The 12,841-nt window shown below is 47.3% G+C and carries 11 protein-coding genes; 3 read left to right on the forward strand and 8 right to left on the reverse strand.

All coding sequences use genetic code 11. From position 1 onward, the window contains the following. Positions 1 to 32: 32 nt before the first annotated feature. The 3 genes from ACZND6_RS09775 to ACZND6_RS09785 form a co-directional block, all read right to left on the reverse strand. Positions 33 to 980 (reverse strand): tripartite tricarboxylate transporter substrate binding protein, encoded by a 948-nt coding sequence (locus tag ACZND6_RS09775; protein WP_489524610.1) that lies wholly within the window; start codon positions 978 to 980, stop codon positions 33 to 35. A 199-nt stretch (positions 981 to 1,179) separates the two neighbouring features. Continuing rightward, complete coding sequence (locus ACZND6_RS09780) at positions 1,180 to 2,688, reverse strand: tripartite tricarboxylate transporter permease (RefSeq protein WP_021868045.1); 1,509 nt, start codon at positions 2,686 to 2,688, stop codon at positions 1,180 to 1,182. Between the two features lie 12 nt (positions 2,689 to 2,700). Then, positions 2,701 to 3,150 carry a tripartite tricarboxylate transporter TctB family protein gene (locus ACZND6_RS09785; protein ID WP_021868044.1) on the reverse strand — a complete coding sequence of 150 codons (450 nt, stop codon included), beginning with the start codon at positions 3,148 to 3,150 and terminating at the stop codon, positions 2,701 to 2,703. Between the two features lie 464 nt (positions 3,151 to 3,614). Here ACZND6_RS09785 and ACZND6_RS09790 point away from each other — a divergent pair, with 464 nt between their 5' ends. After that, positions 3,615 to 4,664, forward strand: a complete 1,050-nt coding sequence (locus tag ACZND6_RS09790; RefSeq protein WP_489524611.1) for an alpha/beta hydrolase — start codon at positions 3,615 to 3,617, stop codon at positions 4,662 to 4,664. Between the two features lie 201 nt (positions 4,665 to 4,865). Here ACZND6_RS09790 and ACZND6_RS09795 read toward each other — a convergent pair whose 3' ends face one another. From ACZND6_RS09795 to ACZND6_RS09805, 3 genes are all read right to left on the reverse strand, one after another. Beyond that, positions 4,866 to 5,468: an NAD(P)H-dependent oxidoreductase gene (locus ACZND6_RS09795; protein WP_489524612.1), complete on the reverse strand. Its 603-nt coding sequence runs from the start codon at positions 5,466 to 5,468 to the stop codon at positions 4,866 to 4,868. A gap of 212 nt (positions 5,469 to 5,680) precedes the next feature. Continuing rightward, a complete protein-coding gene (locus ACZND6_RS09800; protein WP_008863745.1) occupies positions 5,681 to 6,283 on the reverse strand; it encodes an epoxyqueuosine reductase QueH in 603 nt (200 codons plus the stop codon). A gap of 127 nt (positions 6,284 to 6,410) precedes the next feature. Further along, positions 6,411 to 6,905, reverse strand: coding sequence for an RNA polymerase sigma factor sigma-70 region 4 domain-containing protein (locus tag ACZND6_RS09805; protein ID WP_008811985.1), 495 nt, complete (start codon positions 6,903 to 6,905; stop codon positions 6,411 to 6,413). A 266-nt stretch (positions 6,906 to 7,171) separates the two neighbouring features. Here ACZND6_RS09805 and ACZND6_RS09810 point away from each other — a divergent pair, with 266 nt between their 5' ends. Next, positions 7,172 to 7,897, forward strand: coding sequence for a YggS family pyridoxal phosphate-dependent enzyme (locus tag ACZND6_RS09810; RefSeq protein WP_293737667.1), 726 nt, complete (start codon positions 7,172 to 7,174; stop codon positions 7,895 to 7,897). Positions 7,898 to 7,899: 2 nt separating this feature from the next. Continuing rightward, positions 7,900 to 8,733, forward strand: a complete 834-nt coding sequence (gene proC, locus ACZND6_RS09815) for a pyrroline-5-carboxylate reductase (protein ID WP_293737666.1) — start codon at positions 7,900 to 7,902, stop codon at positions 8,731 to 8,733. 34 nt (positions 8,734 to 8,767) lie between these two features. On the opposite strand, the gene recG is transcribed toward proC, so the two are convergent. Both recG and ACZND6_RS09825 read right to left on the reverse strand, forming a co-directional pair. After that, complete coding sequence (gene recG / locus ACZND6_RS09820; protein ID WP_118631316.1) at positions 8,768 to 10,825, reverse strand: ATP-dependent DNA helicase RecG; 2,058 nt, start codon at positions 10,823 to 10,825, stop codon at positions 8,768 to 8,770. Between the two features lie 109 nt (positions 10,826 to 10,934). Continuing rightward, positions 10,935 to 11,663 (reverse strand): GntR family transcriptional regulator, encoded by a 729-nt coding sequence (locus ACZND6_RS09825; RefSeq protein WP_021868038.1) that lies wholly within the window; start codon positions 11,661 to 11,663, stop codon positions 10,935 to 10,937. Between the last annotated feature and the right edge of the window lie 1,178 nt (positions 11,664 to 12,841).

Raw genomic sequence — 12,841 nt, forward strand, 5'->3', positions numbered from 1 at the left:
GCACCGAAGTACCCGGGGCAAATAATCAAAAATTATTGGTAGAGGTCGTTGACAACGTCACGAGCAAACTTGTCCTGAGCTTTGATCAGGTCACCGAGTTCCTTGTTGTCTTTGAAGTCAAGAGCCATACCGGCTTTCTTATGAGCTTCGATGACAGCAGGATCCTGCATTGTCTTCTTGAAGGCTTCAACGTAGTACTGGATAACTTCGGGCTTGGTTCCCTTCGGAGCAACTAAAGCACGAGCAGAGCCGTACCATTCGGGGTAGAGGCCTTTTTCGCCGAGTGTCGGAACATTCGGGAGTTCAGGATCACGTTTGGTGTTGAAAACAGCCAGAACACGGAGTTCTGGTTTGTCGCCCTTAACGAGCTTGGCAACGTCAGCAACCTTGGCGCAGGTGAAGTCAACTTCGCCCTGACGAAGAGCTAGCAGCTGGTCGGCTGTACCGCCGTAAGGAATAGCTTTGTACTTGAAGCCGGCGCTCTTAGCGAGCAGCTGAGCAGCTGTGTGGTTGGAAGCCTTGTTGCCGTTTGTGGAGGCTTTCAGGTTTCCTTTCTCTTTAGCGGCGGCAACGAGTTCTTCGATAGTCTTGTAGGGAGAATCGGCCTTAACAGCAACAACACCGGCTTCAGTCAGATGGTTGGCGATAGGAACGATGTCATTGATGGAGAAGGGTGCCCCCGACTGTGCAGCCAAAGTGGTGAATGTCGGCAGGTTGATGAAGCCGATAGTCTGGCCGTCGGGTTTGGACTGAACTAATTTTGTCCAGCCGATCTTGCCGTCAGCACCGGGAAGGTTCTGAATGATGATGGTTTTCGGAATGTACTTCTGGGCTTCGGTAGCAAGAAGACGAGCACCTGTGTCTGTGCCGGAACCGGCTTTGTAAGCAACGATAACGTTGACGTCACCGGTCGGTTCCCATGCCATAACTGTCATCGGCAGGGTCATAGCAACAGCAACAGCTGCAAGAACTTTTTTCATTTCGAATATCCTCCTAAGGATGGTGATTTTTTTACTTCTGAACCCAGGTCGCTTTTGCAGAATCATTAATTCGACAAATGGTGACTCCGAATCAGTAATGTGGATATTAACGCACGCTTACAAAATTTGGAATACAAATTAGTGAATCGCCCATAAAAAAGCCTCCGGCGAGGCGGAGGCGAGTGGTCAAAGCAACAGATTAATGGTGGGATCTGGCTTCAACATGTTTTTCCCAGCGAGCCATCAGCCACGGAGAGCAAGTGCCGAGGACGCACAAGAGGATGAGCATCCAGCAGAGCGGGGTGCTGAAAAGGATCGTAGGATCGCCGTCGGAGAGATACAGAGAACGGCGCAGGCCGTTTTCACCGATCGGACCCAGGATCAGACCCAGCACGATGGCGGCTGCGTTCAAATCAAACTTGCGAACGAAGTAGCCGATGATGCCGAAAATGAACATGATGATCACTTCCACAAAGTTGTTGTGAATCGCGAAGGAACCCACAACACACAGAAGGAAGATCGCAGGGATCAGAATGGAGTCGGACAAGCGGGAGACCTGAGCAAACATACGGCAGCCGACAAGACCGACGCCGAGCATCGCAAACTGAACGAGCACAAAACCGGCAAAGAATGTGTAAGTCATCGGAGCATAAGTAGAGAAGAGCTCCGGTCCCGGCTGCAGACCGTGAATAATCAAACCGCCCATTAACACGGCTGTCACAGATTCACCCGGGATACCAAGCGTTAGTGTCGGGATAAGAGAGCCGCCCGTCACAGCGTTGTTCGCAGCTTCAGAACCGGCCACACCGTCAATGGAGCCTTTGCCGAATTCATCTTTATGTTTGGAGAAGCGGCGTGCTTCGTTATAACCCATGAAGCAGGCGATCGTTGCACCGGCGCCAGGCAGAATACCCAAGATGTTGCCGATAATCCAAGAACGCGTAATGGTCGGAGCCAGTCTCTTAATATCGGAGCGGCTCAGAAGAAGGCTGCCCGTAAATTTAGCTGCCTTAGCACGTTTCTTAATCGCTTTTTCTGCCAGGATTAAAACCTGAGACATGGAGAACAAGCCAATCAAGGCGCAAGTCACGTTGACACCGTTGTAAAGCGTGGTGCTTCCCATCATGAAGCGTTCAACGCCTTCCATCGGGTCCATACCGATTGTCGAAATCAGAAGACCCAAGATGCCGGAGATGAAACCTTTGAGAAGCGACTTAGAGGAAACACCGGCGATCACGGTTAAGCCGAAAATCGAAAGCCAGAAGTATTCCGGGCTCTTGAATTTCATTGCCAGTTCGGCAAGGAAGGGAGAGAAGAAGTAAAGAGAAATACAGCTTAATAAACCGCCGCAGAAAGAGGCAAAGCAGGCAACGGCGAGCGCCTTAGCCGCCATGCCTTTCTTAGTCAGTTCGTAGCCTTCAATGGCGGTCGCAGCAGAGGCAGGTGTACCCGGTGTGTGAATCAGAATCGCGGAAATCGAGCCGCCGAAGATCGCACCGCAGTAGATACCGCCTAAGACGATCAAACCGGTCGCTTGGTCCATACCGAAGGTCACCGGAAGCAGAAGGGCAACGCCCATCGCAGCGGACAAACCGGGCAGACAGCCGATCGTGATACCCAGTGCAGTAGCACCGATCATCAGGACTAATGTAAGAGGATTCATCGCATGGATGAAGCCCATGCCCATTAAAGAGAGTGTTTCTAACATGGCTTCTTCTCCTTATTCAAACCAGACCCCGAGGGGAAGAGGTACGTGCAGGAACATCGAGAAAACCAGATAGGTCACAATCATGATGCAGGCGCAGCTGATAATTGCGGGGATCGGTTTTACCTTCAGGAAGAATTGGGCCAGCAGCAGATACAGAACGCTGGAGATGTAATAACCCAAATAGTTCACTAAGGCCATATAAATAATGCAGCCTGCCAAGACGCCGAAAAACTGTCCGGGAAGGAAACCGGCGAACAATTTTCTGAAGTCATTCAGGACAACACGATGGCGGTAGAAAGAATATAACTGTTTACCTAAGAAGAGCGTATTGCAGAGGTAAAGCGCAGTTAAAAGGATTAGAGGGTAGGATTGAGCAGCCGGCGGCAACTGCAGCGTCATGACCAAAAACCAGGTCGCAACGCCATAGACTACCGCAATGACGCATAAGTCGGACTCTTTCATAATTGTGACTCTTGTTTAATGAGGTTGTGCTATGGGCTTGTCGTGATTAGAAGAGATCAGTTTTTTATTTCTCTGAAATAATTACTTACAGAGCCCATTCTGCCTGATTTTACATCAGCCCCTATGAGTGACCAATGAATTTCAGAACGCTTCCCTGTGAAAAGTTTGAAAAGAATCAATAATTCAAAACGTTAATTGATCACCTCATTGTGTAATTTCTTGTTGTTTTTTCTTCTCTCCAACTACCAGAGCTCCAATGACTGTTCTGACAGAAAAACATGTTCGGCAGAGAAGAATTTTTCTTCAAGATAACGGACAACCATCAAAATTCCGACTCTCTGGCCGCGACGCAAAATTAGGCAAAACTTTTAGAAATGCGTGACATCGGCTCTTTAGACATATCCCTAGTATGTACACATCGATCATTTATTGATTTTTTCATTTTTAACTTATAGGTGCGAAGCATGAAAAAACTACTTTGTGCTGCTTTAGTCGGAGCTCTTATGACTACTTATTCAGCTGTCGCCGCAGATTTTTCTAAAAAGCCTTACGGCCTGGTATACGACAATGCAATTACAGAAAATGTTGTCGGTAAAGTAAATATTCATCCTGTTTCCTATACTGTTGACGGAATTCGCGTTGCCGCAAACGTCTACACTCCTTCTGGTTACGATCCGAAGAAATCCTATCCGGCCATCGTTGTTGCTCACCCGAACGGCGGCGTGAAAGAACAGGTTGCCGGTCTTTTTGCTGAAAAACTTGCAGGCATGGGTTACATCACCGTTGCGGCTGATGCTCGTTACCAGGGCGCCAGCGGCGGTGAACCGAGACACACCGACAAACCTGCCAACCGTATTGAAGACATCAACGGTATGGTTGATTACATCAGAACCTATCCGGGTGTGAATGCAAATGAAATCGGTGCATTAGGCATCTGTGGCGGAGGCGGATACACGCTCGGCGCTACACAGAAAGATCCCCGCATCAAAGCTGTTGCCACTATTTCTATGTTCAACAGCGGCCGCGTTCGCAGAAACGGCTTCCAAGATTCTCAGGTGGACACGATCCAGCAGAGACTTGCACAGGCTGCCGAAGCCAGAACCTTTGAAAAAGAAGGTGATGTTCGCTTAGTCGGCGCTATGAACATCACTGACGAACAGGCCAAGAAGCTTCCGTTCGCACTTTACAGAGACGGCTTCTTCTATTATTTCCGTACTCATGCTCATCCCAATTCCACCTTCCTCTACACGCAGAGCAGCCTGATGGATCTGATGAACTGGGACGTCGATGGCCATATGGCCATGATCCATCAGCCGCTTCTCATGATTGCCGGCGATGTTTCTGACACCCGCTACATGACTGATGACGCCATCAAGAAGGCAACCGGTACAAAAGATAAAGAAATTTATCTGGTTAAAGGCGCTCAGCACATTGAAACATACTGGGTTCCTAAGTACGTCAATGAAGAAGCTGCCAAACTTCAGGAATTCTTCGGCAAATATCTGAAGACGTAATCTGAAAGCATCTTCCTAGAGAGTTGAAAAGCGCAGGGCACTTGAATTGAGCTGCTGCGCTTTTTGTATCTCTGCTGTTTCTTGCAGAATTGTGGAAGAACTTTTCAAAAAACATTCAATTAGAGACGCCATTCAACCTAAGGCCCTCAATCTAAAAATCTAGGTTTACAGAGACGGATAGTTACGAATTTATTGGTCTTCTCATTGAGTTTGACCTATCAACAGCTTGCCTGTCACCACCTCAAGAGTTGATTTCCACCGGAGCAAATCAGACTCAACTGTGGGATTTTTGTAAACGTCAAAAATAGCAAAACTCGGTGCCAAAGGTTTGATACCCATATACTGAAACTGTTTGTGCAAAGGCATTAATACACCTTCAAGTCCACGAGCATCAAAGAATTGTCCTGGTTCGCACACGGCGTCCTCGGGAGCGTTCCATGTTGTACTTATCCAATAACGCTTTTTCGTAAGAAAACCGCCCGTACCGTAAAGCTTGTTTGTATCCTTTCGTGTCCGCCCATCTGTACCGCAGACACGCGGATCGGTAAGGACAATGTCTTGCCATTTCGTATACTGCCAAGGCGTGGACATGGCCCATATAGGTGTCTGAACCAGCAGCAAATCGGAACCGAGAACTTTTTCGACTTCTTTTTCCAGGTCCCATTTCTCATTGAGATCCGTAATGATGCTTTCTATCTTTCTGCGCTCGAATGCCTCTTTTGTCATGCGAGTCATTTCGGCATTAAGCCATCCGCCCGAGCCGTCCGGCCGCTTTACTCCAGCATTAATAACAAAAACTCTCATAGATTACTCTCCCGCTAAAGATAACCTTTCGAGATTATCCAAACCGTGTCGACAAAAAATCAAATACTTTACGTTCGGTCTTTTATGCTTTTTAAGCATATCCTGAAGAAAATACTTGAAAAATAGGATGCAGAGAATATTTCCCGGAGATGAAAAATCATTGAGTCATCGACAAAAGTTCCATGTTTTGCAAGAGAAAAATCTGATTTTTACTATCGCTTCAAAATTTCTATTCTTTGCTCTTCTGTCAAATGCCCCATTGAAAACTCGCAGCCGCAGTACCGCTGATTGTAGAAGCCGTTTTCTTTGAGCAAAATACCGCGTCGTTCCTGCAGACCGCCTTTTTTCCAGTTCACGTCCCAATAGGTGCTTTCAGGAATTAAAGATTTAGCGTGAGCTGCCGCTTCTCGAATTTGTTCGGCGCTCTTCCAGCGTGATCCGGCCAAGGTAGTTGTGTAGAGTTCAATCCCTTCGCGCTTCGCGCATTCAGCCGTCACGAGAAGGCGGTGCTTGAAGCAAGCGAGGCAGCGGCGTCCTCTTTCCGGTTCTTTTTCCAATCCGATGACGGCAAGTCTCCAAAGGTCGTGTCGGTAGTCGCCGTCAATAACCCGAATTCCTAATGATTGAGCGAATCGATCCAGTTCGTTTTTACGAATCAAATATTCTTTCACCGGATAAATATTCGGGTTATAGAAAAAGATCGTCGGACGCACGCCATTCTGCTGGAGCCACTCTAAGATGGCGGCAGAGCAGGGTGCGCAACAGGAATGCAATAGAACTTCTTTGGGGAGCGGTCCCAAAACCAGAGAACTCATGCTTATCAAAAGGAAAGACTAGAAACAAGACTAGCGCCGAAGTGGAAACCGGAAAGGAGAGACTTTTCGGTGCCGCTGTCGGCGCTGCTTTTCGCTTATTTATCCGCGAATATTCTTAGATAATCAATTAGGCTGTGGGACCGGATGTGGTCATTTCGGCAACTGCGCCGACCGGACCGGTTTCAGTCATTTCAGAGTCGTTTGCGGGAGCCTGCTGTGCAGCAGCTTCTGCTGCCTGCTGCTGAGCGATATCCTTATGAATCCACTGCAGAACTGTTGCGCGGTTAACTTTCGTTAACTGAGAAATAACGTTGTAGGACTTGCCTTCTTCCTTACGCAGACGAAGCACTTCGGCTTTCTGTTCAGGTGTGTAGGACTGCTGGCGAGCGCCATGTTCTGCACGGAAGGTCCCGATCAGGAAGCTGCGATGCCAGTCACGAGCTGTGTATACGGGAATATTGAGAGTTTTTGCACAATTTTTGTAGCTTCCGCCGGCCTGGAAAATCGCCAATGCTTTCTGACGAGTTTCGAAGGAGTGTCTGGGAAGAGATTTGCGGCGGGATGCGTACGGGGCCTTCGCAAAACGAGCCAGGCCTCTTGCTGTCTTGATTGTCTTTGGCATAACTAAATGCTCCGGTATGCTGATTATCAATGTGGTGGTTTGTAGTGCTCATGAAACTTGAATAACTATTTTATTATCCATGTTACTCTGAACTATGAGTAATGATACCATTTAGGGTAAAAAAAGATTATTGTTGTTAATAACTAATTAAATAATATTTTTTTCAAGATAATCACCCTGACACGTTACCATTCCGTGCTCGACCTTAGTTTTTTTCCTATAAATCGTTCTACTATTCACTGACAATTCAATATAGGAGGAGCTCAATGTCGATACTCAAGCCCGGTTTGGAAGAACGGTACGAAAGGGTAAAACAATCACTTGCAGACGACGAAATGCGCTTTGGCAGAGAGCCGGGAAGCGTCTTTTTACTTCCGATTTCAAAAACCTTCGGAATTGATGCTTTAGAGGAAGCAGTGAAGTGCGGTATGAGGGCCTTCGGGGAGAACTATGTTCAGGAAGGGTGCGAAAAAATCGAATACTTTAAAAAGCAGCATCCCGACCTGGAGATTACCTGGCACTTTATCGGACATCTTCAGTCCAACAAAACCCGCCCTGTAGCTGAACATTTCGATTGGGTTCAGACGGTAGAGCGCTTAAAAATCGCACAGCGGCTTTCTGAGCAAAGACCCGCAGATATGCCTCCCTTAAATGTGTTAATCGAAGTTCACATCTCTGACGAAGAGAGCAAAAGCGGCTGCCAGCCAGCCGACGTCCCGGCCCTGGCTCAAGCTATCACATTGCTTCCGAACTTAAAGCTTCGAGGCATCATGGCAATTCCGGCACCCTCGGATACTGAAGAGGGCAAAAAGGCTCCTCTAAAAGAAATGTATGCCATCTTCCTGCATTTAAGAGATGAGCTGAATTTTGATATCGACACGCTCTCTATGGGCATGAGCTCGGATATGGCAGAAGCTGTGGAATGCGGGAGTACCATGGTAAGAGTCGGCTCGGCAATTTTCGGACCTCGTGACTACACCAAAAAGGAGTAAAAATGAATAGAAAAACAATCGCCTTCATCGGCGGCGGAAACATGGGAGAAGCCATCATTTCTAAGATGGTCTCAAGCGACTGGAAGGGCGATGATATTCATGTCATTGATCACAATGAAGAAAAATTGGAGCGTCTTTCTTCCGAATACGGTGTCCATGCTCATAAGGAACCCGGTTCGTGGCTTTCTGAGATCGATGCCGTTGTTCTTGCAGTCAAGCCGCAGCAGCTTGCTGAAGCCATCAAAGCCAGTAAAGAATGGATCGAAGACGCACTCGTAATTTCTATTGCGGCCGGCGTTCGAGTCAAAGACCTTGAAGCGATGATCGGTCACAACTGCATTTGCCGCACCATGCCGAATACTCCGATGAAAATCGGTCTCGGCGTCTGCGGACTTTATTCCACACCCGAAGCAGAACCCGACCATCGCTTTATTGTCAAAGTTTTTGCGGCCTGCGGCGATTTGATTTGGTGTACGAAAGAAGAAGAACTGGACGGAGTAACAGCCATCAGCGGTTCCGGCCCTGCTTATGTATTCAGATTTATTGAAGCGCTGACAGAAGCCGGACTTCGTTACGGATTCAATGACGTCCAAGCAAAGAGAATGGCCATTGCAACCGTTCTCGGGTCAGCCGAACTCGTCAAACGCAGCGGCGAGTCGCCGTCTGCCCTTCGTGAAAAGGTAACGAGCAAGGGCGGCACAACTTATGAAGCGCTCAAGGTCATGAATGACCGTCACTTTATGGAAATGATGCAGGGTGCGATGGACGCCTGCAAGAAACGTGCCGTTGAACTCGGCGACGCTTTCCACGAAAGCGTAGAAGCAGCGGAGAAATAATTGATGCTGAGGCCTTCAAAGAAGGCCTCACTTTCTAAGCTTCCAAATACTTTTCTTTAGACTGATACCAGCGGGCAGCATGCTTTTCTGCCCGCGGATCTTTTTCTCGGATCCACTTATCCGCCATCGCCATGGCTTTCTCAACGAGGAAGCCATCGGTTTCAAAATCAGCAAAACGAAGCAGGGCAGCTCCGCTCTGACGAGCGCCTAAAAACTCGCCAGGCCCTCTCAACTCCAAGTCTCTTCTGGAAATTTCAAAGCCGTCTGTCGTGTCGTTGAATACCTGGAGACGTTCCTTGCCGATCTTTGAAAGCTGGTCTCCGAAAATCGCAAAGCAATAACTCTTGATCGATCCTCGGCCGACGCGTCCTCTGAGCTGATGGAGCTGGGCAAGCCCGAAGCGTTCTGCGTGTTCAATAACCATAATGGATGCGTTCGGAACGTCTACGCCCACTTCAATCACTGTTGTAGAAACTAAAAGCTTTGTTTCTCCCTTAACAAACCGATCCATGACAGCGTTTTTATCTTCCGGCGTCATCTTGCCGTGCAGAAGCTCAATCTTGAACTGAGGGAGGATTTGTTTAATCTCTTCACATGTTTCAGTGGCAGCGGTAAGGTCTACTTTTTCGCTTTCTTCGATCAGAGGGCAGACCCAATAGGCCTGCAGGCCGGCGGCTAAAGACTTGCCGATCCATTCGACCAAATCGCCTTTGCGGCTCATGGAAACTAATTTTGTTGAGATCTCTTGTCTTCCCGGAGGCAGTTCATCGATGACGGAGACGTCGATATCGGCTAGATAACTCATGGCCAAGGTTCGGGGAATAGGCGTGGCCGACAGCATGAGAAGATGTGGCATCATACCGTTTTGCTGTGCACGAATGGCTAATCTCTGATCCACGCCGAAACGGTGCTGCTCATCGACGATGGCGAGCCCCAAAGCCTTGAATTTAACGTCCGGTTGAATGATTGCATGAGTTCCGACCACCAGTTCGGCACCGTCTTCGATTGCCGCCAAGGCTTCACGCTTTTCTTTGGCCTTCTGTTTTCCGGAGAGCCAAACGACACGGACGCCGAAAGGTTCCAGCCAGGAAATAATCTTTTTAAAGTGCTGTTCAGCCAAAATTTCCGTCGGCGCCATAAGCGCCGCCTGGTAGCCTGCATCAATCGCCTGGCAGGCGGCAAGCGCCGCAACGACGGTTTTACCGCTTCCGACATCTCCCTGAACCAATCGGTTCATAGGGCGTTCGCTGCCGAGAGATTCGTAAATATCTTTCCAGACTCGAATCTGGGCCTTTGTCAGCTTAAAGGGCAGGGAATGGAAAAATTTTGCTGTCAAAGAGTTGTTGTCGCCTTTGCGCAGCGGCATCAACGGTCCTTTGTTCATATCCCGCATTTCACGAGATTTCTTCAGCGAAATCTGCTGAGCCAGAAGCTCATCGAATTTTAACCGCTGCCAAGCCGGATCCGTTCGATTCTGCAAAGGACCAATCGGAGCGCCGGCCTTAGGATGATGCAGAGAATTAATCGCTTCAGAAAGTCCCGGAAGGTGCAATTCATTACGCTCTTCTTCGGTCAAGAGGTCAGAAATATCCACGTCCATTAAGGCGCGGTCAATGCGTTTTCTCAGCCACAGCTGAGTCACACCTTCGCCGGCGGGATAAACAGGTGAAAGCGTTTTAGGAAGGTCGCTTTCGGGTTTCGGAGCGCGAACCTTGGGATGAATCATTTCAAGACCGCCGCCGAAAGCGGCACGCGGGTTTCCGTAGAGTCGGACACGTTTCCCGACTTTCAGTAAATCACGAATAGAAGGGTAGTAGTGAATAAACCGAACCTTGAGCATGTCGGTTTCATCATCGACCCAAGCTTCAAAATTTCCGAACCGATTGTCGCTGTTATTGGTGACAACACCTTCAACCTGGGCGTCGACGCCGACTTCAAGTTCTTCGATCGGCGTAATGGAGGTCTCATCTTCGTAACGAAGAGGCAAATGAAGGACAAAATCCCAATCGCTGACCAAACCCAATTTCTTAAGGCGTTCGGCCAGAGGCGCCAATTTTTGTCCGGGTTTTCGTTTCCAAGAAATTTCTGCCACTTTCCTAACAGCCTATATCTATATAGAAGAAGAGCTGCCTGTAAGGCAGCTCGAATCCTCTTTTTTCGTGAGTCGAATGCTTTACACAAGCATTCTATCAATTAAGTAATCAACGGTTAGCACGCATATTCATTGTCAGTGCGTAACGGTCGCCGGGATGATAAGACTCTGAAATTTCGAGGATGTTCCGCTTAATACCCATGTAGTGGCGGAGAATACGGAGGCAAGGTGAGCCGACCTGAGCATCCAGATACATTGCGGCTTCTGCAGGAAGGGGAACGGCGGAAATCTTCTGGACGACTTCAAGACACTTTTCTCCGTATTCTTTCTCGATCAGTGTGGAAAGAAGAACCAACGGATTTAACCGAGCCAAATCCGGCAGACGGGAGTAAGCGGCGTTCACATAAACCGCCGTCCAAACAACAGGCTTTCCGTTGTCTGTCGGATTGGTTCGGACATTAGAAAAACGCAGGAAGCGCAGATACCTCTCGCATTCCAGTCTCTTTGCCAGTGCGTGGTCAACAACACATTCCTGAGTTCCCTGGACAACTCTTTTGTGTGTAGAGGACAAACCGTCGATATCCGCAAATGAGGTGTAGGTATGGGCATAGGTTTCGTCAAATCCTACGGATACGACTTTAGAGCCTAGTCTTGGCCACCGTTTAATCAGGCCCATGCGTGTGAGGTCTGCAAGTGCGAGTCGGACGGTATACCTACTAACGTTATATTTCTCACAGAGCTCCATCTCGGTTGGCAAATACGAATCGAGGGGATAATCACCGTTGGTGATACCACGAGTCAGATCATCTGCGAGCCTTACCCAGCGTGCGTTTTTCATATAAGGCCTTCTCAAATAAATTATCTTTTTATGACATTAATGTTACCCCTTTTTACCCCTATAACACAATAGGGATAATAGTTAGGAAAATCGAGTAAAAAGAATCACGTATGCCCGTGCATCTACTTAGTAATTTTAAAAATTTACCAAAATGGGAAATCTGACGAATGATAGGCATACCACTTAGAGAATTAGGTTGAAAAATCCCTATTCTGGGGAAGGAGGAAGAGAATCTCATTTCAGTCTATAAGTTTTTATATTTACCCCTGTAATAATACAGTAGTTTTTCTATGTAAAAAAAGAGTTTATATGAGGAATCTCCACTAAAAACCTCTTGCCAAACAGGGCGGTTTTCGTTTTATTAATTCGATGTGGCTATTTTATCGAGAGGGGTTATTTTAGTAAGCAAAAATGACAATTTTTTCGACTCTGACAAAACAAGTAGTAATCAATAGGCAGACGAAATCTCGGGAAATCCTGGGCCCCTTGGGATGAATCGCGGTATTTATGTACCTGGCGCATCTCACGGAACAAGAATTTCCGTTTCGCGGAACAACTTTGATTTGTTCCGAGTGTCCGGCCAGACCAATTTTATGAAATAACTCTTCGTTCCAAGGAATAGGAATTGAAAATCGAAGCTCTCTGCCAATAGCTTTCTTAATAAATTTTATTCGCTGAAGAAAAGCCTGTTCCTCGGTAAAACGTCCACCGAATCACGGAACATCGAATATAAAAAAAGCCCCATTTCTTCCCCTTTGCAAAAGTTTTAAAAGCTGTTGCTGTTACAAAAGAGACCAGCCTTCTGATTTTGGTCTGTGGTTTTTACTTCTCATTGAAATTAAAGAATAATTTAGTATTTGTTATTTTTAGCTCTGTCTCCTTATTTTTGTTTTTTGCCTATGTAATTCAAGTTATCCCCTCTGTTAGATAGAGAAAATTTGACGGTTTCGAATAATATTTGACTGCGGCTTTGTTCCGCAAGAGACTTTTTGGAAACCGCGGAACAAGATCAAAGAAAGCCAATGTTGGAGTAGCAGCTATCGAGCAACACCAATTCCGAGAAATATTTTTAGGGTCAAATTCACTACTGTCCAAAATAAATTTGAACGATTGACATAGCCCCAATGCAAACATGCTGGCGATCCGATAAAGTTGATTTTTGCGAAATAAACAAACGG

The sequence above is a fragment of the Parasutterella sp. genome (genome assembly GCF_057870745.1).